The 24,394-nt window shown below is 69.2% G+C and carries 25 protein-coding genes; 13 read left to right on the forward strand and 12 right to left on the reverse strand.

What is annotated here, in order from left to right; all coding sequences use genetic code 11:
- The first annotated feature begins 109 nt into the window (after window positions 1-109).
- The 4 genes from APR04_RS24560 (at window position 110) to APR04_RS24575 (ending at window position 2,558) form a co-directional block, all read left to right on the forward strand.
- Window positions 110-670 carry a hypothetical protein gene (locus tag APR04_RS24560; RefSeq protein WP_253875577.1) on the forward strand — a complete coding sequence of 187 codons (561 nt, stop codon included), beginning with the start codon at window positions 110-112 and terminating at the stop codon, window positions 668-670.
- On the forward strand, window positions 667-1,053 hold the full coding sequence (locus APR04_RS24565; protein ID WP_253875579.1) for a BlaI/MecI/CopY family transcriptional regulator: 387 nt from the start codon (window positions 667-669) through the stop codon (window positions 1,051-1,053). The genes APR04_RS24560 and APR04_RS24565 overlap by 4 nt, the downstream gene beginning before the upstream one ends.
- Window positions 1,050-2,030, forward strand: a complete 981-nt coding sequence (locus tag APR04_RS24570) for a M56 family metallopeptidase (protein WP_253875581.1) — start codon at window positions 1,050-1,052, stop codon at window positions 2,028-2,030. Before APR04_RS24565 ends, APR04_RS24570 begins: the two co-directional genes overlap by 4 nt.
- 87 nt (window positions 2,031-2,117) lie before the next feature.
- The gene (locus tag APR04_RS24575) at window positions 2,118-2,558 is read left to right on the forward strand and encodes an MFS transporter (RefSeq protein WP_253875584.1); all 441 of its coding nucleotides are present in this window, start codon (window positions 2,118-2,120) and stop codon (window positions 2,556-2,558) included.
- Between the two features lie 93 nt (window positions 2,559-2,651).
- Here the strand turns inward: APR04_RS24575 and APR04_RS24580 are convergent, their stop codons facing one another.
- From APR04_RS24580 to APR04_RS24590, 3 genes are all read right to left on the reverse strand, one after another.
- Complete coding sequence (locus APR04_RS24580) at window positions 2,652-3,848, reverse strand: hypothetical protein (RefSeq protein WP_253875586.1); 1,197 nt, start codon at window positions 3,846-3,848, stop codon at window positions 2,652-2,654.
- A complete protein-coding gene (locus tag APR04_RS24585) occupies window positions 3,845-4,552 on the reverse strand; it encodes a DsbA family protein (RefSeq protein WP_253875589.1) in 708 nt (235 codons plus the stop codon). The genes APR04_RS24580 and APR04_RS24585 overlap by 4 nt, the downstream gene beginning before the upstream one ends.
- 179 nt (window positions 4,553-4,731) lie before the next feature.
- Window positions 4,732-6,471: an FAD-dependent oxidoreductase gene (locus APR04_RS24590; RefSeq protein ID WP_253875592.1), complete on the reverse strand. Its 1,740-nt coding sequence runs from the start codon at window positions 6,469-6,471 to the stop codon at window positions 4,732-4,734.
- A 75-nt stretch (window positions 6,472-6,546) separates the two neighbouring features.
- On the opposite strand from APR04_RS24590, the gene APR04_RS24595 reads away from it, so the two are divergent.
- Window positions 6,547-6,711: a DUF8730 family Cys-rich protein gene (locus APR04_RS24595; RefSeq protein ID WP_253875595.1), complete on the forward strand. Its 165-nt coding sequence runs from the start codon at window positions 6,547-6,549 to the stop codon at window positions 6,709-6,711.
- A 15-nt stretch (window positions 6,712-6,726) separates the two neighbouring features.
- Window positions 6,727-6,987, forward strand: a complete 261-nt coding sequence (locus tag APR04_RS24600) for a metal-sensitive transcriptional regulator (RefSeq protein ID WP_253875597.1) — start codon at window positions 6,727-6,729, stop codon at window positions 6,985-6,987.
- A gap of 57 nt (window positions 6,988-7,044) precedes the next feature.
- On the opposite strand, the gene APR04_RS24605 is transcribed toward APR04_RS24600, so the two are convergent.
- The 6 genes from APR04_RS24605 to APR04_RS24630 form a co-directional block, all read right to left on the reverse strand.
- Entirely contained in the window at window positions 7,045-7,602 is a 558-nt protein-coding gene (locus tag APR04_RS24605; RefSeq protein WP_253875599.1) for a hypothetical protein, read from the reverse strand.
- Window positions 7,603-7,712: 110 nt separating this feature from the next.
- Window positions 7,713-8,693 (reverse strand): phosphotransferase family protein, encoded by a 981-nt coding sequence (locus APR04_RS24610; protein ID WP_253875602.1) that lies wholly within the window; start codon window positions 8,691-8,693, stop codon window positions 7,713-7,715.
- Between the two features lie 95 nt (window positions 8,694-8,788).
- Entirely contained in the window at window positions 8,789-10,543 is a 1,755-nt protein-coding gene (locus APR04_RS24615) for an ABC transporter permease subunit (RefSeq protein WP_253875605.1), read from the reverse strand.
- Complete coding sequence (locus APR04_RS24620; protein WP_253875608.1) at window positions 10,530-12,083, reverse strand: ABC transporter substrate-binding protein; 1,554 nt, start codon at window positions 12,081-12,083, stop codon at window positions 10,530-10,532. Before APR04_RS24620 ends, APR04_RS24615 begins: the two co-directional genes overlap by 14 nt.
- Before the next feature lie 122 nt (window positions 12,084-12,205).
- Window positions 12,206-12,847 carry an ATP-binding cassette domain-containing protein gene (locus tag APR04_RS24625; protein WP_253875611.1) on the reverse strand — a complete coding sequence of 214 codons (642 nt, stop codon included), beginning with the start codon at window positions 12,845-12,847 and terminating at the stop codon, window positions 12,206-12,208.
- A 35-nt stretch (window positions 12,848-12,882) separates the two neighbouring features.
- Window positions 12,883-13,602, reverse strand: coding sequence for an ATP-binding cassette domain-containing protein (locus APR04_RS24630; RefSeq protein WP_253875614.1), 720 nt, complete (start codon window positions 13,600-13,602; stop codon window positions 12,883-12,885).
- Between the two features lie 103 nt (window positions 13,603-13,705).
- Here APR04_RS24630 and APR04_RS24635 point away from each other — a divergent pair, with 103 nt between their 5' ends.
- Complete coding sequence (locus APR04_RS24635) at window positions 13,706-14,968, forward strand: MFS transporter (protein WP_301312946.1); 1,263 nt, start codon at window positions 13,706-13,708, stop codon at window positions 14,966-14,968.
- Between the two features lie 14 nt (window positions 14,969-14,982).
- Window positions 14,983-15,339 carry an ArsR/SmtB family transcription factor gene (locus tag APR04_RS24640; protein WP_253875619.1) on the forward strand — a complete coding sequence of 119 codons (357 nt, stop codon included), beginning with the start codon at window positions 14,983-14,985 and terminating at the stop codon, window positions 15,337-15,339.
- An 899-nt stretch (window positions 15,340-16,238) separates the two neighbouring features.
- Here APR04_RS24640 and APR04_RS24645 read toward each other — a convergent pair.
- Window positions 16,239-17,483 (reverse strand): nitrate/nitrite transporter, encoded by a 1,245-nt coding sequence (locus APR04_RS24645; protein WP_253875622.1) that lies wholly within the window; start codon window positions 17,481-17,483, stop codon window positions 16,239-16,241.
- A gap of 15 nt (window positions 17,484-17,498) precedes the next feature.
- Here APR04_RS24645 and APR04_RS24650 point away from each other — a divergent pair, with 15 nt between their 5' ends.
- The 5 genes from APR04_RS24650 (at window position 17,499) to APR04_RS24670 (ending at window position 22,714) form a co-directional block, all read left to right on the forward strand.
- Window positions 17,499-19,403 (forward strand): molybdopterin-dependent oxidoreductase, encoded by a 1,905-nt coding sequence (locus APR04_RS24650; protein WP_253875635.1) that lies wholly within the window; start codon window positions 17,499-17,501, stop codon window positions 19,401-19,403.
- 393 nt (window positions 19,404-19,796) lie between these two features.
- On the forward strand, window positions 19,797-20,828 hold the full coding sequence (locus APR04_RS24655; RefSeq protein ID WP_253875650.1) for a metalloregulator ArsR/SmtB family transcription factor: 1,032 nt from the start codon (window positions 19,797-19,799) through the stop codon (window positions 20,826-20,828).
- Between the two features lie 58 nt (window positions 20,829-20,886).
- Window positions 20,887-21,321, forward strand: coding sequence for an arsenate reductase ArsC (locus APR04_RS24660; RefSeq protein ID WP_253875652.1), 435 nt, complete (start codon window positions 20,887-20,889; stop codon window positions 21,319-21,321).
- 66 nt (window positions 21,322-21,387) lie between these two features.
- On the forward strand, window positions 21,388-21,741 hold the full coding sequence (locus APR04_RS24665) for an ArsR/SmtB family transcription factor (protein ID WP_253875663.1): 354 nt from the start codon (window positions 21,388-21,390) through the stop codon (window positions 21,739-21,741).
- Between the two features lie 37 nt (window positions 21,742-21,778).
- Window positions 21,779-22,714: an arsenate-mycothiol transferase ArsC gene (locus tag APR04_RS24670; protein ID WP_253875665.1), complete on the forward strand. Its 936-nt coding sequence runs from the start codon at window positions 21,779-21,781 to the stop codon at window positions 22,712-22,714.
- A 14-nt stretch (window positions 22,715-22,728) separates the two neighbouring features.
- Here the strand turns inward: APR04_RS24670 and APR04_RS24675 are convergent, their stop codons facing one another.
- Together APR04_RS24675 and pstB are read right to left on the reverse strand one after the other, a co-directional pair.
- Window positions 22,729-23,499, reverse strand: coding sequence for a winged helix-turn-helix domain-containing protein (locus APR04_RS24675; protein ID WP_253875667.1), 771 nt, complete (start codon window positions 23,497-23,499; stop codon window positions 22,729-22,731).
- A gap of 22 nt (window positions 23,500-23,521) precedes the next feature.
- Window positions 23,522-24,394, reverse strand: a complete 873-nt coding sequence (gene pstB, locus APR04_RS24680; protein ID WP_253875670.1) for a phosphate ABC transporter ATP-binding protein PstB — start codon at window positions 24,392-24,394, stop codon at window positions 23,522-23,524.

Genomic DNA, 24,394 nt, shown 5'->3' on the forward strand with positions numbered 1-24,394 from the left:
CGGCGGGTCCTCATAGACATAAGACGTCCCTCTCGTTCGCGTGGTTGACGGCCCTACTATGGCACATAGTCGACTATGTCTAATAGTCGATCTCGTGCATGATGGAGGCATGACGTCCTCTCCCGGCCCGCTGTCGTCGTGGCCGCAGACCGCCGTGCTGGCCGTCCACGCGTTGCGCGCCTGGAAGATGCCCCAGGTCGGCGCAGCGGCCGGAGCGGCAGTGGCGTTCGGGCTGCTGCTCGGGCTGGCGACGGTGCTGATCCCGAATCCGGTCTTCGCCCGTGACATCCCCCCGGTCTGGTGGAACTACCCCGTGTGGGTGCTCACCTCCCTGCTCTCCGGCATGCTGTTCGCCACCTACGTGCGGCCCTCCTTCGTCCCGTCCGACGACCGGGTCGGTGACGGCCCGACGGCGGACGCCGGCGAACGCCGGAGCGGCCGGCTCGGCATGGCCGGCGGCATGCTGGCGTGGTTCGCGGTCGGCTGCCCGGTGTGCAACAAGCTCGCGCTGCTGGCCTTGGGATACTCGGGGGCGATCACGTGGTTCGCCCCGGTGCAGCCGTTCCTCGCCGTCGGGGCGCTGCTGCTCACCGGTGCCGCCCTCCTCTGGCGGTTGCGCGGCCAGATCGCCTGTCCGGTCCCAGGTCGTGAGAAGGAGAAAGTCCGTTGAACGGAAGCAACAGGGCGCCGGAGCCGCCACGGCTCGGCGCACTCGAGTCCCAGGTCATGGATGTGCTGTGGGACCACGGGCCGGCCACCATCCGGGGCATCATCAACCAGCTCCCCGGCGACCTCGCTTACACCACGATCGCCACGGTGCTGACCAATCTCGACCGCAAGCAGCTGGTCTCCGCTCGTAAGGAGCATCATTCGACGCTGTACACGGCCCGAGCCGGGCGCGAGGAGCATGTCGCCGCGGTGATGCGGCACGCACTGGGGACGAGCAGTGACCGGGCCGCGTCGATCCTGCACTTCGTCGACACGATCCCGGCCTCCGACCTCGATCTGCTGCGCGACTACCTGCGGCAGCGCGAGGGCGGAGCCGCCTCGTGACCGTGGGAGCCCTCGTCGTCCTGCTGATCACGTCGCTGGCGGCGTCGGCGGTTGCCGGGCCGTGGGTGCTGCGGCACGCGGCGCCCGCCCTGGCCCGTGTCCCCCGCGCCGCGGTGGTGCTGCTGGCCGGGAGCGTCCTGGGCTGGCTGTGCACAGCACTGGCGCTCGGACCGCTGCTGGCCTGGACGATGTCGGGCCCGTCGCTCCTGCCCGACGGCGCCGCGGAGACCTGCCAGCGTTGTCTCGACGCCGCGAACCCGTTCCCGACCACGCCGCTCGACAGCGCTGTGCCCGTCGTCCTCCTGCTGGCTCTGCCCGCACTCGGGACCGTGGCCCTGGGCGTCGCGATCACCATCGAAGCACTGCGACGGCGCCACGCCACCGCGCGCACCGGGCGCCTCCTGCGTGACCAGGCAGAGCGTCGTGCGATCCTCGGCTACCAGGTGCTCGTCGTCGACGACCCGCACCCCTTCGCCATGACTCTCCCCCGTCGCCACGGCGGCATCTCCCTCTCTGCGGGAGCCCTGGACGCCCTGGCTCCGGACGAGCTGGCCGCGGTGCTCGCGCACGAGCATGCGCACCTCCGCCAGCACCACCACCTCGTCACCACGGCGATGGCCAGCGTCTCGCGGTACCTACGGTGGGTTCCGCTCGTCGCGGCCTCGGAGGCTGCGCTCGGGCACTACCTCGAGATCGCCGCGGACGACGCCGCCCGCAGGCGTGCGGGGACCCCGGCGCTGGCCGGCGCGCTGCTGGCCCTCGGAGAGCACAGCCACTCCACCCCGGCGAACACCGTCATGGACGGTGCACTGCACATGCTCGGACCCGACCGCATCCGCCACCTCGTACAGCCCTGCCCAGGCACCGCGGGCGTGCTCCCCGCGCTCGCCGCGACGTCCTACGTGACCGCCCTCACGCTCCTGGCCGCCACCGTGCACCTGCCCTACCTCATCACCGTGCTCACCGGCTGCGCATGACCGGCACGCTCCCCCTACCCGCCCGGACCGTGCAGCAGCGCACCATGACGGTGCTCGTGATCACGCAGATCGTCGGCACCGTCGGAGTTGCTCATCGGCGCCGGATCCGCCGTCAGCCTGCAGTCCCGGTTCGCCGCGACCGACCTCGCCGAACCCCAGCACAGGGCACGCTCGCTCGCCCTCGTCGTCTGGGTCGGCACGCTCGGTTCCGTGCTCGGCCCCAACCTCGGGGTCCCCGGCGAGATCATCGGTGCGGCCACCGGGCTCACCGTCCTCGCCAGCGCCTTCCTCGTCGCAGCGGTCTGCCTCGCCCTCGCGGGCACGATCATCTTCGTCCGGCTGCGCCCCGACCCCCTTCTCCCGCTCGGCCGCGCACCGGCCCGGCCGAACGACCCCGGCGTATCCGGCACGCACTCGCGGAGATGCGCACGAACAGGCGTGCCGCTGCGTTCGCCGCCGGCCCTCTCCTGGTGGCGACGAGCTTCTCGGTCCTCGCGCTCCTCTCCATCGCGGTCCTCGTACCACTGATCGCGCTGACGGCCACGCGCGCTTTCTCGCCCGCGGCTCCGTGACACCCGCGTCCGGCGGGACCGGGCGCGACAGCCGTCACGACCACTCGCCTCAAAGGCTTGACCTGTCGGTGGTCGGGGCGTTTCCGATCGTCGCAAGGAGGTGGCGTCGGCCGTCTCCGAGCATCGCGGCGCCGTTGCTGGTGATCTGCGTGGGGACGGTGATCGGGCCGCGGCCCTCAGGGTCATAAGCCTGCGCCACGTCACCGGTCAGGACGTTGTGGACCCTGACATTGCCGCCTTCGCGGAGATAGAGGAACACGCCGCCGAGAGCGGCGATGGTCGTCTCGGGAGCCACACTTGACGACCAGAGACGCTCGTGGCCGGCGTCGTAGGCATGGAGGCCCACGTCGTCGAGGACGACAAGGGTGTTGCTGGCGACGTCGACCGCGGCGTCCAGTGCGGTATCGCTCAGCACGGTGCCCTTGTCGAGATCGATGAGCGCTTGGGTGGAGCCGGACGTCTTGATGAGCGCGAGCCCGTCTCCGGGCGAGAGGCTCGACGACGGGCCGAGCGAGGCCGCGGTCCAGCCGTACTCAGCGAGTGAGATGCGCCAGAGGTCGTGCTCACCGGCGGAGTCGCGGGCGACGAGTGCATCCTCGTCGACGACGAGGAGGGTGCCGCGGTACTCGCCGAGGATCCGTTCACCTGCCCCATCGGACTCCGCGCCGGAGATACGGCCCGTAGCGGGGTCGAGGGCGGTTCGTGGCCCGGTGTCACCCATCGGACCGTCAGGCGGTGCGGCGAAGACCGCTCCAGGCCCTTGAGAAGGGCCGGGCACATGGACAGGTCCCCAGACCTGGTGGCCGGTGGTCAGGTCATACGCGGTGGCAGTGACACCTGCCAGTGCGTCACTGGTCGTCTCGGTGTCGGTGAGGATCGCGAGTGCGCGTCCGTCAATGCCGGTGGTGACGGTGAAGCCGCTGCAGCTGACGGGGCGCTGCGCGGCCCAGAGCACCTCGCCCTGGACGTCGACGGCCGTGAACTCGAGGACGCCGTTCTGTTCGCGGGCACCCAGAAAGACACCATCGGCGTACTCCGACGTCGTCTCCCATCCTGGGTCGACGACTCGCTGCTCCTCGAACGAGCTGGGCAGCCGCAGCCCGCTCCTGTCGACCTCCGGCAGCCCCTCCTCGAGCGCACGTGGTTGCCGGACCGGCTCCGGCTCGGTGGCGCCGCATCCTGCCAGGGCGACCACCACGACCACCACGGCTGCGACACCGGCGCGGGCCGTGCGCCGGCGCCTCACCGCTCCCCCGTCTCGACGCTGGCGAGGGCCCGCTCGAACGCGTCGAGGAAGACCTGCGAGGGCTGTGCGCCTACAAGCGTCTGCCCCCCCATCAGGAACATCGGGGTGGAGAACGCCCCGAGATCCAGTCCGAGCTGCTGGTTCTCGGCGATCTGAGCGACCGTCTCCTTCGACTCCATGTCTGTGGCGAGCCGTTCGGTGTCCAGGCCGAGCTCTGCGGCCAGGGTGATGAGCGCGTCCTGCCCGAGGCCCGCCTCGGAACGCTTCTCCCCGCCCTCGTAGAGCGCGTCGTGATACTCCCAGAACGCCCCCTGCAGCCCGGCGGCGTAGGCGGCGCGCGAGGCGCGCTCGGATGCGGCCCCGTAGACGTTCACGTCGCGCCATTCGATCCGCAGGCTCCCCGCCTCGACCTCGTCCATCATCAGTGGCAAGGTCTCGTGGCTCCACTGCGCGCAGAACGGGCACTGGTAGTCGGAGAACACGACGAGCGTCACTGGTGCGTCCACCGGCCCTGCCGCCAAAGGGTCGTCGGGGTCGTGGCGTTCGGCGGAGCCGACGTCGCTCTCCGGCTGCGCGGGCTGTTCGATACCCGTTGGCGCGTCCTCCACCGCCGCTGCACGCTCAGCCACGCGCTCTCCGCTGACCTCCCCTGGATCCATCGCGAGCGCGAACACGACCAGCAGCGCCGCGACAGCCAGAACCACCACCGTCACCGTCCGTGGACGCGTCGCTGCCCGACCGGTGTGCGCACCCATCAGCTGTCACTCCCTCGCTCTCGACATCCAACAAGGCGACTATGACACATAGTCGACTATTAGCAATAGTCGAGCCGGAGACATGATGAGGCCATGGCGTTCCTGGGCACCGGGTATGTCACCGAAGGTCATCGACCCTGCGCGTGCCTGCCCGACACCGCCGCGCGAGCGGCGTCCCGCCACGTGAGGTAGCCGCCGTCGAGGTTGCGGACGTCGTAGCCGAGCTGGGTGAGCAGCCGTGCTGCGGTGTGCCCGCGTTGACCGACCTGGCAGTGCACGACGACGGGGGTACCGGCCGGGATCTCGTCGTGCGCGCGGGCGCGGAGCTCGTCGAGCGGGACGTTCCGCGCCCGGGAGGGTGCGCCGTCGACGACTGCCTCGACCGTGCCGCGCGCGTGCTCGGCGGGAGTGCGGACGTCGACGAGCGTCGCACCACCGCTGACGAGATCGTCCAGCTCGTGCCACTGGACGCTGCGCGTGTCGCCGGTACGCAGGTTGTCCGCGACGTATCCGAGCATGTTGACCGGATCCTTGGCCGACCCGTAGGCGGGTGCGTAGGCGAGCTCGAGGTCTGCGAGGTCGGACGCCGTCAGACCGCCCGCCATGGCAGTGGCGAGCACGTCGATGCGCTTGTCGACGCCGTCGCGACCCACTGCCTGGGCGCCGAGGATCAGGTCGGTGTCCGGGTCGACGAGGAGCTTGAGCGCGAGCGGGCTGGCGCCCGGGTAGTAGCCGGCGTGCTGGCTCGGGTGGGTATGGATGGCGCGATAGTGGCGGCCCTCGGCGCGCAGCCGCTTCTCGTTGCGTCCCACTGACGCGGCGGTCAGGCCGAACACCCCGACCACTGCGGTCCCGACGGACGGGCGCATGCCGGTCCGGCCGAGGATCACGTCCGCGACGTGCCGCCCGTGCCGGTTGGCGAGGTTCGCGAGCGGGATGAGCGCGAAGGGCTCCGGCTCGCCGGGCGCAGCCAGGGCATCGCGCTTGACCACTGCGTCGCCGACGGCGAACACGTCCGGCACCGAGGTGCGCAGGTCCTCGTCGACCATGACGCCGCCCCGCGGGCCAAGGGTGGCGCCCGCCAGCACGGCAAGCTCCGTGTCGGGGCGGACGCCGACGGCGGCTACCACGAGGTCCGCCGGGACGTCGCCGACCTCGGCGCCCGAGGCGTCGGAGAGCACCGCAGTGGTGGACGTGACCGCGGAGACCTGCGTCGACGTCCGGACGTCGACGCCGTGAGACTCCAGCTCGTCGCGGATACGGACGGCCAGCTCGGGGTCCAGCGGCGGGAGCACCTGGTCGGCCAGCTCCACGAGGGTGACGGCAAGGCCGCGGCGAACGAGGTTCTCGACGACCTCCAGGCCGACGAGGCCGCCGCCGATCACGACGGCGGTCCGGGCGGGCTCGGCGCCCGCCACCCCGCCGTCCGCCGTCCCGTCGATCGCGGCGACAAGCCGGTCGGCGTCGGCGACGTCGCGCAGCACGAGCGCGCGCTCGATGCCGGGGACCGGCGGCACGACCGGGCGGGCACCTGGGCTCAGCACGAGCCGGTCGTAGGTCTCGGCGTACTCGTCACCGGTCCCGAGGTCCCGCACGGTCAGCTTGTGGGCAGCGGCGTCGACGGCGGTCACCCGGTTCCGGACGCGCACGTCCAGCCGGAACCGCGAGGCGAGGGACACCGGGGTCTGCAGCAGCAGCGCCTCGCGGTCCTCGATCACCCCGCCCGCGTAGTACGGCAGCCCGCAGTTCGCGTACGAGACGTGGTCGCCGGCCTCCAGGACGAGGATCTCGGCATCCTCGGCCAGACGACGTAGCCGGGTCGCCGCGGACATGCCCGCTGCCACCCCTCCGACGATGACGATCTTCATGTGGATCCTCCTTGGGTTTGACGTTCACGATACCCCGGGGGGTATCCTCTGTCGAACAGTGCGAGGGAGACCACCGTGTGCAGAGCTGAGACGTGCAAGACGTGCGGCAAGACGACGTGGGCCGGCTGCGGCCAGCACGTCGACCAGGTAATGGGTGGCGTGCCGCGTCGCGACCAGTGCGAAGGACATGCCAAGGAGCCCGCCAAGGGCTCGTTCCTGTCGCGCCTCTTCGGGCGCTGAGCGGAAGGATCGATCATGGACCTCGACCCTGACGAGATGAAGAAGGTCTCGAACCGCCTCAAGCGAGCCCAGGGCCAGCTCGCCGCCGTCGTACGCGCGGTGGACGAGGGGGGCGACTGCGTGGACGTCGTGACGCAGCTCTCCGCCGTCTCCAAGGCGCTCGACCGGGCAGGCTTCGCCGTCATCGCCTCGGGCCTGAAGCAGTGCCTGGCCGACGAGGAGAACGGCGAGGCCGACCTGCAGAAGCTCGAGAAGCTGTTCCTGTCGTTTGCCTGAGCGACCGCTTGGGCAGTACCCGCGCTTACGACGACTCCGCTGGGAGTGGCCCGTTCGTCATCTCACCGACGGCGCACGCGACAGCACACGCACGACGGCATCGACGCCGTCGGTCGCATCGTCCCGGTGCGCCCAGGCGGGATACGTCCGAGATGCTCGTTCGAGCATGAAGCGCTGCAGCGTGATGGCCTGCCACCCGATGCGACGCACTGCCGGTGTGATGTGACCCCGGATCTTGAGCTGCCCGATCGCGACACCGATCGCCGTCTGCGCCCCGGCGTCCACTATGTGGTCGGCCTCGCCGGGCACCGACTTGGCCCAGGCACGAGCGTCGTCGGAGTCCGCAGACCACAAGTCGGTCGGCACGTCGTATTGGTAGTCGACGAAGGTCTCAGTAAGGAAGCGTGGTACGTCGTCGTCCCGTCCGCCGGCGACGTACCAGTCCTCGAGCGACCCGAGGATGTCGTGGCCGCCGTCGTTGCCGAACGGCGCGAACCCGTCGGACTCGGAGTAGAACGACTCCGGAACGATGGCCACGTACGCCGGATGACTCGCCTCTGGCGCGAGTCCTTTGACGTAGATACCGAAGCTGCGCCAGTACGTCCAGGGATACACAGCCAGAACCTACCGTCCCGCTCCAGACGATCACATGCCACTGCGGCAACGTGCACGACCGTGTGACCGGCTTCGTGAATCACGAGACGAACGGTGAAACGATGTCCTGTTCAGCCGAGGCGCTGCAGCGCTTGTCCTACGGCGATCTCGACACGAGCTGTCACGCCCGACACGTCGACCGGGCGGCGCCCAGCGACCTGGCGGGAGATCGACCGCGGTCCGTTGTCGTCGTGGTGAAGGAGGCTGTACAAGTCCCACCACGGGTGAAGAGGGACACCCGCGATCGATTCGTAGAGCGAGCGGAGTTCCTCCGCCCAATCGGGCGAGTAGAGCGACGCCAGGTACCGCCGGCACTGTCCGACATCGATTGCGCGAGACCCTCGGTGGATGCTGTTCCAGTCGGTGAGTCCGGTGATCTTCCCGCGCGACCACAGCAGATTTACGGGCAGGTAGTCGCAGTGCAGGAAGACGGCATCATCCTCAGGTGGTGGTAGCTCCATGGCATCGAAGGCGGCTTTCCAGACCGCAGGTCTCTGCGCGCCGACTGGAACCTGAAACTGGCCAAGAGGCGTGATCCATGAGTCTGCCCAAGGTCGGAAGATCGGGGCTGGGAGGTCAACGGAATGGAGCAGGGCAGCGAACTCGGCGATCCTCTCGATCCACGGTCGGTGCTCGGCTGGGTTGAGGTGGACGTGGCCGGGTAGCCGTGTCATCAGCAACGACGGCGCTCCGCGGGTAGCAGCGCCGGCAACGTCAGCGGCCAAGACCGTCGGGACCGGAAGCCCGCTGCCTGCCACCACCTCGAGGTTGGCGATCTCCTCCTCCATGGCGGTCCGGAGCGCGATGCTTCCCGCCGGGTACTGCCGCAACACCACGAACGTTCGCGTGCCGCGTCGCTCAACTGTCAGGCGATGGACAGCGGAGTTGGCGCCGCCGGTCAACCGACGGTGGCCGACGACGCGACTACCTCGGCCCATGGAAGCGGCCACCCAGTCCAGAGCTTCGGTGGAGGGTCGACGTCGGAAGAACTTGTTCTCTCGCCAACCGCCGTCGACCGTCAGGTCCTGGCGGGCAACGTCGTCACCGGTCATGCACGCAAACCTACTGAGGCTGCCGAGGCTGAGCAGCACCGCCTGCTCACGAACGGCGGAAGCTTCACCAGGAGCACGACTTCCTTGACCGGGTGTCAGCGCAGCGACTTCGGACCGACGATCGCGCCGCCGTCCCTGCGGTTCCTCCTGATACCGGCGACCGCGACGGCGAGCACCGAGGTCAGGACCAGTGCCACGGCAGGCGCCAGGGTGGTCCACGGGGCGCGTTCCACGTAGTCGATACCTTCGGCGAGCAGCAGGCCCCACTCGGGCAGCGGCGGCTGGGCGCCCAGACCGAGAAAGCCCAGCGCCGCGAGCGCGAGGGCGACGCCGGGGAGCCGGAGCATGCCGTGGCGCAGCAGCGGCGGAACGGTGGCGGGCAGCACGTGGCGCACCCAGATCTCGAAGCGGGATACTCCTGCGAGCGGGAGCCATCTGATGTGCGGCATGGCGCTGGCCTCGTCGAGGAGTGCGGCGGCGTGGGCTGTGAGCGGAGGCCAGGTGACCCAGAGCACCGCGAGTGCCGCGCCGCCGACCGACGGGCCGAGGAGGGCCGCGATGATGACGCCTGCGAGGATCGGTGGCGTCGCGTTGGCGATCTCGGCGGGCCCGCGCGCGATCTCGCCGAGCACGGCCAGGAGCAGCGCGACGAGCACGGCGACCAGCACGATGCCCACCGAGGGCAGCAGCGTGCCGAGCGTCCCGTGCGCGACCCTGGCGAGGAGGTCGCGCCCGCTGGCGTCCGCGCCGAAGGGCAGGTCGGCGCTGGGTGGTGCGAGCCGTTCGTGAGCGAGTGTGTACGGGTCGCGGGGAAGACCGAAGGCAAGGATGAGCAGCAGCAGGCTCAGCGCGATCCCGACGGTCCAGCGGGCGGCCCGGTCGTCGCCGCGGCGCTCGGGCGGCGGCGGGAGTGTCCCCGGTGGGATCGGCCCTCCGCGAAGTGCCCGGCGGGCGAGGCCGGTGGCCAACCCCACGAGCACGGCCGCTAGCGCCATGAGCAGCACGCCGGCCTGCAGTGCGGGGAGGTCCTGTGCGTTGGCGGCGCCGAGCAGGTAGCGGCCGAGGCCGGGGATGGCGAAGACCTGTTCGACGGCGACGGCACCGCCGAGGAGGCCGATGAGCACGAGGCCCAGCTGGTCGACGACGGCGGCCGTTGCGCGGCGGAGGACGCCCGCGAGGATCACGCGGTGCCGAGCGCCCGCGAGCAGCCACACGGTGACCCAGCGTTCTTCGGTGACGCTGGCGACGGCGTCGGCCAGGAGGCGGCCGAGGAGGCCGCCTGCGGGGATGCCGAGGGCGAGCGCCGGCAGGATCGCGGTGCGCAGACCGGTCCATCCGTAGGGCGGCAGCCATTGCAGCTGCACGGCGACCACGACGAGCAGGACGCTCGCGAGCAGGAACTCGGGCAGCGCGGTGAGGGCGACCCCGACGGGCCCGGAGCCGCGCTGCGGGCGGTCGCGCAGCACCCGCAGCACGGCCGGCGTGACGATCGCCGCGGCGACGGCGAGCGCGACGACACCCGCGAACACGGTGAGCGTCACGGAGACGCCGAGTGCGCTCCACGCGCCCGGCCCGATCTCGCTGCCGCTCACCCAGGAGCTGCCGAGGTCGCCGCGGAGCACGCCGGACCACCAGCGGATGCTGGTGGCTACCGGCCCGCCGTCGAGCCCCAGCTCGGCGCGTATCGCCGCGAGGGCCTCCGGGGTCGGTTCGAGCTCCGCGTAACGGGCGCGGAGCACCGAGGCGGCGGGATCTCGCTGCGAGAGCCAGGGCAGCGCCCCGGCGACGAGCAGCAGCGCGATCCCGCTGACGAGCCGGGAGGCGATCCCGAGGGCGTTACTGTGCCGCATCGAGGCGGGTGTCAGCGGTGACGAGGATGCGTTCGCGGGGGTCTCTGGCGGCGTCCGTCACTCGCGCCGTCTCGCCCTGGATGACGCGTTCGTGCAGGAGCGGGATCGCGGCGTCGGTGGCGAGCACCTCTGCCTCCGCGATCATGCTCGCGCGCTGCCGGTCCTCGCCCGGCTCGGTCTGCGCAGCCTGGCTGATAGCCGTGTCGACGTCCGGGCTGCACAGCTGGGCGATCGAGAAGCCACCCTCACAGGTGTAGTCGGAGGCGAAGTAGGCGACCGGATCACCCGAGTCGAGGACCGTCGCACGGGACAGGATGAAGGCATCGAACTTGCCGTCCAGCGCGTCGGCCTCGATGAACTGGTACTCGCGGACGTCCTGCTGCACGTCGAAGCCGACGGCCTCCAGCTGCTGCTCGATCATGACGGCGACCTCGGGCAGCTCCGCCCGGTCGGTGAAGGTGCCGAGCGTGATCTTCGTACCGTCGACGTCGGCCGTCTCGGCGCGCCCTTCGAGTACCTCTTGGTAGTCAGGGTCGTCGCGGTAGCCGGCTGCCCAGGGCAGTGCGGGACCGAGCAGGCCCTCCGCGACGTCGGCCCGTCCTTCATAGACCGACTCGACGATCGCCGCGCGGTCGATGGCCTCGCGCGCGGCGGCCCGCACGGCGGGATCGGCGAACGGACCGGTCTCGGTGTTCAGATAGAGAGTGTTCGTGCGCGGCATGGGCACCTCGATGATGAGGTCATCGGAGATCGATGCGGCCTGCCCTGCCGGGATCGCCTCGACGATGTCTGCCTCACCCGTGCGCAACGCGGCGGCGCGGGCCGTGCCGTCGGGAACGAACTTCACGTCGATCCCCGCCGCGTGCGCTGCCTCGCCCCAGTAGTCGTCGTAGCGGTCGAGCGTCGCTCCGACGACGCCGTCGACGGCGGTGAGCTCGAACGGTCCGGTGCCGGTCCCTGCCGGGTCGACCCCGTTGTCGGTGTACGCCTCCGCGTCGAGGACGGCGAGCTGCGGGCTGGACAGGCGGTGCGGGAGCAGCGGGTCGGGTTCGGCGGTGGTGATCACAACGTCGTCGCCGTCGGCCCGGACCGTCATCTCGACGCCGTCGAGAATGCGCGGGACCGGGGTCGCGTCGATCGCGTGCTGGAGCGAGTTGACCACCGAGTCGGCCGTCAGCTCGTTGCCGTTGTGGAACCGTACGTCCTGCCGGACGGTGAACCGCCAGGTGGTCTCGTCGTCCTGCGTCCACTCGGTGGCGAGCGCGGGGAGCGCCTCCCCCTCGTCGTCGAGGACGACGAGCGTCTCGGCGGTGGCCCAGCGCGAGAGCTTGAAGGCGTCGTCACTCAGCGGGCTGAGACCGGAGCGTGGTGGCTGCAGCATCGCGACGGAGAGGCGTTCGCCAGATCCGCTGCTGCTGGCCGGAGCAGCCTCCGAGAAGCATCCGGTGAGCAGGGAGAGCGAGAGGGGAATCGTCGCGAGCGCGAGGAACCGTCCAGGGACGTGGCGCTTTCGAGGGTTCATCAGGTGGGTTCCGTTCATCGGTCAGAGGGGGATCAGGCACAAGGAGTAGTCGGGCAGGACCAGCGATCGGCTGGTGCCGTGGCGATGGAGCGTGGCGCTGTGCCGCCGGACCGAACCGCGGCGGGCGGCGGCGGGCGGCGCTAGCGGGGCGCGCTGATCCTGAGGGTGCGGGTGCAGCGTTCTGCGACCGACGGGTCGTGGGTGACCAGCAGCAGGGCGATACCCAGCTCCTGGGTGACGGACAGCAGTGCCGCCGACACGGCGTCCGCCGTACGGGCGTCGAGCGCGCTGGTCGGTTCGTCGGCGACGAGAACGGCCGGGCCCGGTGCTACCGCACGGACGGTCGCCGCGCGCTGCGCCTGACCGCCGGAGACCTCCGTCGGCCTGCGCTCGAGCAGTTCGAGGTCGAGCTGCGCCAGCTCGGCGGCCCGGCGTACGCGGGACTCGGTGTCGTGCTCGCCGGTGAGTCTGCGGACTGCCTGGTCGATCGACCGGCGGAGCGTCCACCTGGGCACGAAGGCGGCGAGCGGGTCCTGCGGGACGCCCTGGACGAGGTGGCGCCTGTCACGGGGCGGCCGGGCCGACGGCGTGCACCACTCCACACCGCCGACCAGGACACGGCCCTCGGCCGGCAGCCGCAGGCCGAGGGTGATGTCGGCGAGCGTCGACTTTCCGGCACCGGATCGGCCCACCACCGCCACGGACTCGCCGGGGCGGATGTCGAGGCTGGTCGGGGCGAGCGTCGCACGAGCCTTGGCGCCACGACCGTGGACGGCGGTCACGCCCGCGATGGTGAGGGCCGGAGAAGTTCGCGTGGTCATCGTGCGCCGCTGTCCCGCTCGGCCCGGGAGAAGAGCTCGGTGACGACGCCGTCGGACACGACGAGGTGGCGAGCCCCGAGCGCCCTGGCGACCGCGGTGTCGTGGGTGGCGACGACAAGGGTCTGCTGCGGACCGACTATCTCCTCCAGCAGGCGCAGCGTCTGGTCACGGGACTCATGGTCGAGCGCACTGGTCGGCTCGTCGGCGAGGATCAGCGGCGCGTTCGTCAGCGCCGCGAGCGCGACGCTCGCGCGCTGCGCCTGACCGCCCGAGAGCTCGGTGGGGCGACGTCGATGAAGCCCTGGATCGTCGAGCCCGACCGATTCGAGCACCTGGACGATCCGGCCGGGGGTAGCACCGGTGACCAGGCGCAGCTGGCGAGCAAGCGGGATCAGCGGATGGAAGGCGTCGAGACCGCGCTGAGGGACGAAGCCGATGCGGTCGGCCGACGTCGCGCGCTCTCCGGTGAAGCGGAGGCCGACCGGCCACCGTCCCATGAGGGTGCTGAGCAGGAGGGACTTGCCGCTCCCGGACGGACCGGTGACGACGATGCGCTGCCCTGCGAGGACATCGAGGGAGACGGCGCGGAGCAGTGTCCTGCCGTCGGCAGCGCGCACCTCGGCGTCACGCAAGGACAGGACCAGGAGGTCCTCCGAGGCCCGTCCTTCGGCAGCGACCGGATGCACGCGCGCTGGCTGGATGATGTCGCTACTCATAATGAGAATCATTGTCGCCGGTTCGCAGTGCGGTTGGCAAACAGCACCTTCGCCGCATGGTTGCGTGTTTGCGTAGTGACGCAGGTACGGGGATAATTGCCACATGCTGCGCGTCTTAAGCCACCCTGTCTACCGTCGCTTGTTCACAGCCCAGGTGGTGGCGTTGCTCGGTACTGGCCTGGCCACGGTGGCGCTGGCCCTGGTGGCGTACGACCTGAACCCCGATAACGCTGCCGGGGTGCTCGGCACGGCACTGGCGATCAAGATGGTCGCCAACGTGGTCGTGGCACCGCTGGCCGTCGCCGCGGTGGCACGTCTGCCCCGCAAGTGGGTGCTGATCGGCGCCGACCTGCTGCGCCTGGTGGTCGCGGCCTCGCTCCCGTTCGTGGGCGAGGTCTGGCAGGTATACGTACTGATCTTCGTCATGCAGGCCGCCTCGGCCACCTTCACTCCGACATTCCAGTCCGTCATCCCCGACATCCTGAAGGACGAGGACGACTACACCGTCGCCCTGTCCCTGTCCCGGCTGGCCTACGACCTGGAGTCGATCCTGGCTCCGGTCTTCGCCGCCGTGCTCCTGCTGCTGGTGCCCTCCTCCACGTTGTTCTTCGGCACGGCGATCGGGTTCGCCGGCTCGGCGCTGCTGGTCGTAGCGGCCGTCATCCCGCGGCGTGGCGGTGAGAGCTCCGGCGAGCGCCCACAGCTGCCCTTCGGCAATCGTGCGCGGCGCGGTGCCGAGCTGTTCGTGCGCACCCGCGCGCTGCGCCCTGTCCTGCTGCTGAACCTCGCCGTCGCCGCGGCCGGGGCCTTCGTGCTGGTGCAGACCGTCGTGATCGTGCGCACGACGTTCGGCCAGGGCGAGGACGTCGTTCCGCTGCTGCTGGCCACGAGCGGGCTGGGTTCCATGGTCGCCGCGTTCGCGCTCCCACTGGTCCTGCGCCGCGTGCCCGAGCGGCGGGTGATGCTCACCGGGGCCGTGGCGCTGACGGCCGCGGTCGCACTGGTGCCGTTCGCGCTCAGCATCGGCCGGTCGGTGTGGGGCTTGGTCGCCGTCGGTGTGCTCTGGGTACTGGTGGGCCTGGGCTGGTCGACCGTGGAGACCCCGGTCGGACGCATCATCCGTCGCAACGTCCCTGCCGCTGACCTGTCCGACGTCTTCGCCGCCCAGTTCTCCCTGTCCCATGCCTGCTGGCTGATCACCTACCCGCTGGCCGGCTGGCTCGGCGCGACCGGCCTGAGCAGCACCGCCCTGGTGCTGGCCGGTGTCGCCGGCGCCGCCACGCTCGGCGCCGTGCGCCTGTGGCCCGCCAAGGAGCCCCGCGACGCCGTGGCCGCCACCGCGTCGCGGAACACCAGCCCCGGCTGAGCACGGATGCGATGATGACGCTCGTGGCCACCACCCCGCGAACGAGCCAGCGCACCACAACCCCGGACGCCGACCTCGACCACGCCGTCCAGGTCCTGCGGCTGCTCGCCGACCGCACCCGCCTGGCGATCCTCGCCATGCTCGACGGCACCGAGATGTCCGTGACGGCCATCGCCGAGACCCTCGACCGCCCCGCCGCGGCCGTCTCGCAGCACCTGGCCAAGCTGCGCGCCGGCCACCTCGTCACGGCCCGCCGAGACGGGACCACCATCTACTACGGGCAACCCGACGCACACGTCGCCGCCCTGGTCACAGGCGTCCTGCAGCACACAGAGCACGTGCTCTACGACGTCCCACCGCACCACCGCTGAGCGACAACCAGTCGGCGAACCAGGTGTTGTTCGCATCCCGCTGAGGACTCAGTCAGCACCGCGCCTTCCGGTCGGTGCCCTCCCGCACGAGAAAGGCCGCCGACCTGGGCTGATGCCCGGCCAGCGGCCTTTCAATCGGTGGAGCTAGGGGGATTCGAACCCCCGACCTCTTCCCGGTGAAGCGAAACTCTTCGACGCACGCAGAGCCATCTGACGTGGCGATCGCGATCGCCCTGGTGAGCGTCGGAAACGGCGAAATCTCGCCGTTCCTGGGGGCCCAAGCCCAGCCTCACATGGACGGGCAACCATCGGCAAGCGCGGGCGTTCGTGGGCATAGAACCCGTGTCACCACGCGTGTCAGGGCGAGCAACCGTGTCAGGAATCGTGTCACGACATGCGCCGCTTCAACTCCTGGCTATGTGGTCGCTACTCGTCATCGAGCGACGCGAGCAACTCAAATTCCTCGAGCTCGTACTTCCTGATCGCACCGGACCGTCCCGAGGACGCAGTCTCGACTACACGGAACGACGCGGATACTCGCCGGCCTCTCTCTACGTTGGCATCCGCAACGGCAGTCTGGAGTCTGCGAGGTACGTGCGCTTCGATCGCAGCGCCTTGATCCGGCGCAAGTCGCATGATCGACGTCGACCAACGCCAACCATCCACAACTCCTGGAACGTCGATCTTGTAGTCACGGGTCGGCGCGTGGCCGATCCTGTCGACGAGACGCTGCGCCGCGGAACGAGACAGATGCGCCCGGCGTTCATCGCCAGCGCGTGTCGTCAACGTCCCCTTGAGACCCCACTCATGCTCAAGCACGGTGTTCGCCACGGATTGCAATGCCCGCTGGGCAGCCGGATCAAGATCGTCGTCACGCAGGGTAGTGCCGCTCGCTGCCGTCAGGCGCTCGCCCGCGCAACACGTTCCAGGTGGGTCTTTCGTGCCGTGCGTGTCAGCGTCAGCGTCACGAGCAGGCACAGCACCGACGTGAGGGCCAGGAGGATCAACCCGACGCCGTAGCCGCCGGTCCTTTCGTACAGGGCGCTGAGCAACAGCGGAGGAACGAAACCACCGAGACCACCGGCGGCACCGACGAAGCCAGTAGCCGATCCGATCCTGTCGCCGTCGACGATCTCCGCGACGAGCGCGAAGACGGCACCCGACCCCGCACCGAGGGCGGCCGCCATGGTGAGGAAACAGAGGGTCGCGACCAGCGGGATCGATCCGTCCTGAAGGCTTTGCGGAGTGGATGCCAGGCCCACGGCGGCGGTCGCGATCACTGAATAGCCGGCAGCGAGGACCGAGATGGAGCTGAACCTGTCGGAGAGGATCCCCCCGAGCGGGCGGCAGAACACGGCGACGACGACGAAGCCCGCCATCCGGCTGGACGCGTCGGCCAGCTCGAGGCCGTATGCGGTCTGCAGGTAGGTGGGCAGGAAGATCGAGAATGCGACGTATCCGCCGAAGCTCAACGCGTAGAGGAACGACGTCTGCCAGGTGACGGCGCTTCGTGCCGTCGTGGTGAGCCGGCTCAGCAACGACGTCGTCGGGACGGTGCGATCGGGTGAGTCGCGAAGGAGCATCCACGACACGACGGTGTACACGGCCAACGCCACCGAGGTGATGAGGAAGGGAGAGGCACTTCCCACGGCGTCCCAGAGGTGGACCGTGGTCAGCGCCGCGATCGCTGTGCCGCCCATCCCGATGCCGTACAGGCCCACCGCCGTTCCTCGCCGTTCGGGCGGGAACCACGCGTTGACGAACGGCACACCGACGGCGAAGATCGTGCCGGCGACGCCCAAGAAGAAAGCACCGCCGAGAAGGGCGCCGTACGACGTTCTTCCGAAGAAGCCGAGAAAGAGAACAGGAATGATCGATACGGCCGAGATCGCGGGAAACATGATCCGACCGCCGAACCGATCGGTGAGCGCTCCCACCGGTATTCGGCCCAGTGCGCCGACGAGCACTGGAATCGCAACAAGAAGTGCCTGCTGGTTACCCGATAATGTGAGCAGATCTTTGTAGAGGGGGCCGAGCGGGCTGAGAAGAGCCCAGGCCCAGAAGTTCAGCGCGTAGCCCACCGCGGCCACGACGAGCATGAGCATGGCGCGTGAGCTGCTTGGCTGTGCTCGTCGAGTATGCATGAGCAACCTTCCCACATGGCGCTGTCTCCACCTGGGTCGTCGATTGTCGTCGAGCGAGAAGATCACGGGCCGAAAACCCATTCTGTTCGACGGCGCAATTTCTCGTCCTCATTGAAAACCGGGCGCTACACTCCCGAAATGGACCATACTTCGAAAGATCAGCAGGTGCCATCACCGGATATCGGGCCGGACGGTGCACAGTCGAGCTTCCGGTCCGAGCTCGACAGCAAGCACTACACCGCCGTCGACGAGCACTGGGCCGGAGGGCTTCCCGCCCAGTACGGTGTTGCTCCCCGCGTGCGGATCGGCCGGAGCAAATGGTTCAACCTGCTCTGGCTGATCCCGATCGGACTTCTGATCCTGGTCATCGGCATTGCGGTCGCCAGGGGAATCCGCGAGCTCCCGGCCGTGCAGGACTTCATCCGGCAGTATCCGGGCGAGTCCGAGCTTCCGGACAGCGCACCGGTCGGCCTCCCCGCCTGGCTCGGTTGGCAACACTTCCTGAACCTGTTCCTGATGATCTTCATCATCCGCTCCGGCGTCACGATCATCGCTGACCATCCCCGGTTCTACTGGACCAGGCACTCCACCCCGGGCAAAGACTGGTTCCGGATGCAGAAGCCGGTGCCCTCCGACCCGCTCTACACCGCGAAGCAAGACTCGATCACCCTGCCTGACGGCGTCGGACTGCCTGGCCGCCGACACTCCATCGGCCTCGCCCGCTGGTGGCATCTCGGTGTCGACACCCTCTGGCTGCTCAACGGGGTCGTCTTCTACATCCTGATCTTTGCCACCGGCCAGTGGATGCGTCTGGTCCCGATGAGCTGGGACGTATTCCCGAACTCCATCTCGGTAGCCATTCAGTACCTTTCCCTGGACTGGCCGGTGGAGAACGGCTGGGTCAACTACAACAGCCTGCAGATCATCGCCTACTTCGTCACCGTATTCATTGCGGCGCCGGCGGCCCTGATCACTGGACTGGGAATGTCCCCAGCCCTGTCCACCCGGTTCCGCCGGGTCAGCTCGGTGTTCAGCATCCAGCTCGCCCGGTCGCTGCACTTCCTCGTGCTGTGCTGGTTCGTCATGTTCATCATCATGCACGTGACCTTGGTGCTGACCACCGGAGCCCTCCGCAACCTGAACCATATGTATGCGGCCCGGGACGACGGCTCATGGGTAGGTTTCGGGATCTTCGCCGCCTCCATGGTCGTCGTCATCGTCGGCTGGGTGGCGGCAACCCCGTTCACGTACCGGCACCCGCGGGTCGTCCAGAAGGTCGGCTACGCGCTGATAGGCCCCGCGCAACGACTGTTCGAACACCTCGACTCGAAGCCGGGCCAGTACTCGGAGAAGGACATCTCCCCGTACTTCTGGCACAACGGCAAGTACCCCGAGACCGACGAGTACAAGCGGCTCGAGGCCGGCAACTTCGCCGACTACAAGCTTCGCATCAACGGTCTCGTCGAGAACCCCGTCGACCTGAGCCTGGAGCAGCTGCGGGCACTGCCGAACCACGAGCAGATCACCCAACACTTCTGCATCCAGGGCTGGTCCGGTGTCGCCAAGTGGGGCGGGGTGTCGATGCAGTCGATCCTCGATGTCGTCCAACCCAAGCCGGAGGCAAAATGGGTGATCTTCTACTCGTACGCCGTCGGGCCGGATGGCGGTATCTACTACGACGCCCAGCCGATCGAGCAGATGAGCTACAAGCTCACGATGCTCGCCTACGACATGAATGACGACACGCTGTCATTCGGTCACGGAGCACCCGTTCGACTGCGCAACGAGGTCCAGCTCGGCTTCAAGCTGGTCAAATGGATCAAGGGAATCGAGTTCGTCGAGCATTTCTCGGAAGTGGGCGGCGGACTGGGCGGGTACAACAACGATCATGAGTTCTTCGGCTATCGACAGTCCATCTAGGGGCAGTCCCGTCAGTACGTCTTCAGGTTGTGCGCCCGGAACTGGTCCCGCACGCGCTCGGTCAACTCGGCCCACGTGAGCTTGTTCGTGTGTCCGACTGAGCGGCCGCCGCGATTCTCGGCCGTGGTTGCTGGGTCGCTACTTGCAGCGTCGCAGAACGCTGGAGGACTTGTACCTGCTCGCGGTGACGTACCGAAAACTCTGCGGAGGCTCCAGCCCGTTCGGGTCCGCAGGTCGGCGCTGTGCTGTGACAGCTCACCGATCCTCATGGCGTCCATGACCTCGACGGTAAACCTTCGAGCCGACTCGAAGGTCAAGCCGCATACCAAGCAGTTGCGCTCAACATTGATGGGTGTCAACATAGAGACCCATCGATGAGCTCGGAGGTCGACGATGACGGCTCTTGCCCAGCAGAGTGCTCGCGAGGTGGAATCCCACGCGATCAGTGTGGACGCTGCGACCACCGTAGCCATGACGCTCAAGGCCCTGGCCGAGCCGCTGCGGCTGCGCATGCTGTCCGCGATCGCCACCAGCCCCGCCGGTGAGATCACCGTCGGCGAGCTCGCCTCGCTGACCGATGTCTCTCAGCCCACGGTGTCGCACCACCTCAAGGTGATGCGCGACGTCGGGCTGCTCACCGCGGACCGGCGCGGCACCTCGGTCTGGTACCGCATCAAGCCCGCCTACCGCGGCGCCGTGAACACGCTGCTGGACCGGTTCGCACCGGCAGCCGTCGACGTCTTGGAGACCCCGCACCTGGTCGGGCTCAAGAACGCAGAGCCCGCCCTTGACCGGATGGCCGCCTCCCTGACCGAACGGTTCCCCGGAACGCCCCCGAACGAATGCGTCCGGGTGGTCCGCGAGTCTTACGCCGCGCTCGTCCGCCGGGGCGGCACGACCACCCACCTCGTCCCGCTCACGGAGCAGTTCGCACGGCAGCGGATCATCGACGCGGAGAAGGCGCACGCCCAAGAGTCCGGTGCAGCGGGTGCCAGACATCTGCCGCAGGTGCTGTTCGTGTGCGTCGCCAACGCCGGGCGGTCGCAGCTTGCCGCTGCACTGATGCGGCACTATGCGGGAGACCGCGTAGTGGTCCGCTCCGCCGGGTCGGCGCCTGCGGCTGACGTGCACGCAGGAGTGCGCGCGCTCCTGGAAAAGCTGAACGACTCCGCCGCGGCCGACGCGGTGGACGACGTGACCCGCTTCTATCCCAAGCCCCTGACGGACGACGCGGTCCGGGCCGCCGACGTCGTGGTGACCATGGGCTGTGGCGACGCGTGCCCGGTGCTGCCCGGCAAGCGGTACGAGGACTGGATGGTGGGCGACCCGGCCCTGGCCTCCCCTGCCGGTGTTGCGGCGATCCGCGACGACCTGGACGAGCGCGTCCGGGCACTGCTCGCCGACCTCGTGCCCCAGACCACCTGACCTGCTGGCCAACCGACATCTGCCTGACCAAAGCATTCACACTGAACCGGAGAACCCTATGAGCGTCACCGAACCCACCGAGTCTGCCAAGCCGTCGGCCCTGTTCGTCTGCGTGCACAACGCGGGCCGCTCCCAGATGGCCGCGGGCTTCCTTCGCGCGCTGTCCGGTGGGGCCGTCGAGGTGCGCTCCGCCGGCTCCATGCCTGCGGAGATGATCAACCCCACCGCCGTGGAGGCCATGCTCGAGAAGGGCATCGACATCCGCGGCGAGAAGCCCAAGGTGCTGAGCAACGAGGCCGTCGAGGCGTCTGACGCCGTCATCACGATGGGCTGTGGCGACGCCTGCCCGTACTACCCCGGCAAGAACTATCAGGACTGGGAGCTCAGCGACCCCGCGGGTCAGGGCATCGAGGCTGTTCGCCCCATCCGCGACGAGATCGAGCGGCGGGTGCGCGGCCTGCTCGTCGAGCTCGGCGTTCAGCCTGTCTCGTAGGGGAACACGTGGCGACGCCGGTGGTCATTGAATTGATCGCGATGGATCGAACGGTAGGCTCGCCGCATGAGCGAGTGGGTTGCCCGGGACAGCGGGCAGTACGGGGCGGTAGAGCAGACGCCGCACCCCGCGCTGCGCTCGACCTTGAGCCGCGGGCAGGCCGAGGACACGGCTGCGGTGCTGCGGGTCGTGTCCGACCCGACACGGCTGCAGATTCTTTCCCTGATCCATCACAGCGACGAGCAGCGCATCCGGGTGGTCGACCTGACGCGCGCGCTGGGTCTGCGCCAGCCGACGGTCTCGTACCACCTGAAGGTGATGAACGAGGCGGGCATCGTCTCGCGCGACCCGGTAGGCCGCGAGGCCTGGTACACGATCGTGCCGCAGCGCCTGGACATGATCGCCGACCTGCTGCGCTAACGGCTTCCTCTCGTCAGAGTTCCAGGAAGTGCGTCCGTTGACGGATCTTCGCCTGCTCGCCGCTCAGGCGGCAGCCATGGCTCACCCGGACCGGCTGCGGCTCCTCGCCCTGGTCCTGACCGATCCGTCGAGCCAGCCGACGGCGGCGCACCTGGCAGGCTCATTCGGCAACCGGGTCGCGATCGTCAGGCACCTGGAGGCGATGGCGGACGTGTGGCTGCTGGCTCGCGTCGGCGACCCGCGCACGCCGGGCTACCGCCCCACCGCGGACGCGATAGTCAGGTTCGGCGGCGCAGCGATCGGCGCCGCGCCGGACCACGACCGGCCGGTCGTGGACGCCGGCAACCACAAGCAGCTGATGGACCGCGTGGTGGACGAGCTCACCGACAGGTTTTCCGAGACGTTCGGCCGCGAGACCGTCGAGCGGTTCGTCCGGGAAAGCTACGGCCTGCTCGCCGACCGGGCATCCGTGCAGCGTTACCTGCCCGCCCTGACGGCGCGGTTCGCAACCGACCGACTGACGGCACTGGCGGCGCCGTTCAACAGTGCTGATGCCCCGGGCAGCAAGGCCATCAGTGACGTCCTGTTCGTGTGCGTGCACAACTCGGGTCGCTCGCAGATCGCGGCCGCGGCGTTGCGGTCCCTGGTCGGGAGCAGGGTGCGGGTACGCACGGCAGGCTCCACGCCGGCCGGCATGCTCGACCCGGGCGTCCGGGCCGAGCTGGCTCGTCGCGGCCTGGACCGGCTGGCGGAGATTCCGCGGCCGTTGACGGAGGAGGTCGTACGGGCCTCCAGCCTGGTCGTGACGATGGGCTGCGGGGACGCGTGCCCCGTCCTACCTGGCCGCCGCTACGTCGACTGGCCCGTGGAGGACCCCGCGGGGCGGTCGCCGGACGAGGTACGCCGCATCGCGGACGAGATCATCGACCGGGTCCACGTACTGCTCGCTGAGATCGACGCAGGACTCGATTAATAGGTCCTCATCTATTAATCACTGGACACGGAGACCGTCATGAGCGGTGTGGAGTCCAGCCGGTAGCCGATGCCTCGCACGGTGTGCAGGGCGCCGGCTGCGCCGAAGGGGTCGAGCTTGCGGCGCAGCCGGGAGATGACGGCGATGAGCGCGGCGTTCGGGTCGGACGAGGTCGGCCAGAATCGCCGTTGCAGTGCCTCGCGCTCCACCACGTGGTCGTGCTGGGACGCGAGCTCGTAGAGGGCTTCGAACTCCAGGGTGGCCAGGTCGATCCCCTGGTCGCCGAACTGCGCGTCGTACCCCGTCACGTCCAGCCGGAGCCGGCCGACCTGGACGGTGGGCAGCCGGACCGGCCCCTGGCGCACCTCTCGCACGGCGGACTCGAGGGCGGCCGGCCCGTAGGGGCGGGTCAGCATCGGCCGGGCACCGGCCAGGACCGCAGGGCCGATGAGGTCGGTCTCACCCGGCCCGTGCGCTACGAGCACGGCCACACCGAGCTCCTCGTGAGCAACCTCGACCACCGCCAGGAGCGTGTCGCTGCCCAGCTGTGCGGACAGGACCAGCGCGTCCACGCCTCCCGCGCCGACACGCGCCAGGCCGCGCAGCACGTCGCGGTAGACGAGCAGGCTCACGCCCCGCTCGCGCAGGCGCGAGGTGAGCCAGCGTTCCCGGTCCAGGGCGGCGTCCACCAGGACGACGGTGTGCGTACCGCGGCGCAGCTCGTCGCCCCGACCACGTTCCTTGCGGCTGCCGACGCCGGGCGCTCCGGGGGTGATGGTTGCCATGACGCTCCTTGGTGTGCGGGCGTCAGCCGAAGCGGCCGCTGATGTAACCCTCGGTACGCGAGTCCGCGGGGCTCTCGAAGATCTTGGTCGTCTTGTCGTACTCGACCAGCTCGCCGTGCCTTTCTCCGGTGTCCGGGTCGATGGCCGCGGTGAAGAAGGCCGTGCGGTCCGCGACGCGGGCGGCCTGCTGCATGTTGTGCGTGACGATGATGATCGTGTACTGGTCACGCAGCTCGGCCATGAGCTCCTCGATCCGGAGGGTCGCGATCGGGTCCAGGGAGGCGCAGGGCTCGTCCATCAGGATCACGTCCGGCTGCACCGCGATGGTGCGCGCGATGCACAGGCGCTGCTGCTGGCCACCGGACAGGCCGTAGGCGGACTGCTTGAGCTTGTCCTTGACCTCGTCCCACAGTGCGGCCTTGGTCAGGGCCTGCTCCACGTGGTCGTCCATGCTGGCGACGCTCATGCCGGTGACTCGCGGCCCGTAGGCGATGTTGTCGTAGATCGACTTGGGGAACGGGTTGGGCTTCTGGAAGACCATCCCGATCCGGCGGCGCACCTCGATCGGGTCGATCCCCGGGGCATACATGTCCTGGCCCCAGTACCGGATCGGCCCCTCGACACGCGCGCCCACGATGAGGTCGTTCATGCGGTTGAGCGAGCGCAGGATCGTCGACTTGCCGCACCCGGACGGTCCGATGAGCGCGGTGATCTCGTTGTGACCGAAGTCGACGGAGACATTCCGCACCGCGAGGTAGTCGCCGTAGTAGACGTTCACGTTGTCCACCTCAAGGACTGCCCGCTCCGGGCGGTCAGGGACGTCCCGAGTCGCCTGCTGGTGGTGCTCGAGCTCTATCTCGATGGCGTCGCGGACTTGTGGCATGGGTTCAGGCAT

Origin of the sequence: Promicromonospora umidemergens, assembly GCF_024171995.1 — a bacterium.
In the GTDB taxonomy this organism is placed as follows: Bacteria; Actinomycetota; Actinomycetes; order Actinomycetales; family Cellulomonadaceae; genus Promicromonospora; species Promicromonospora umidemergens.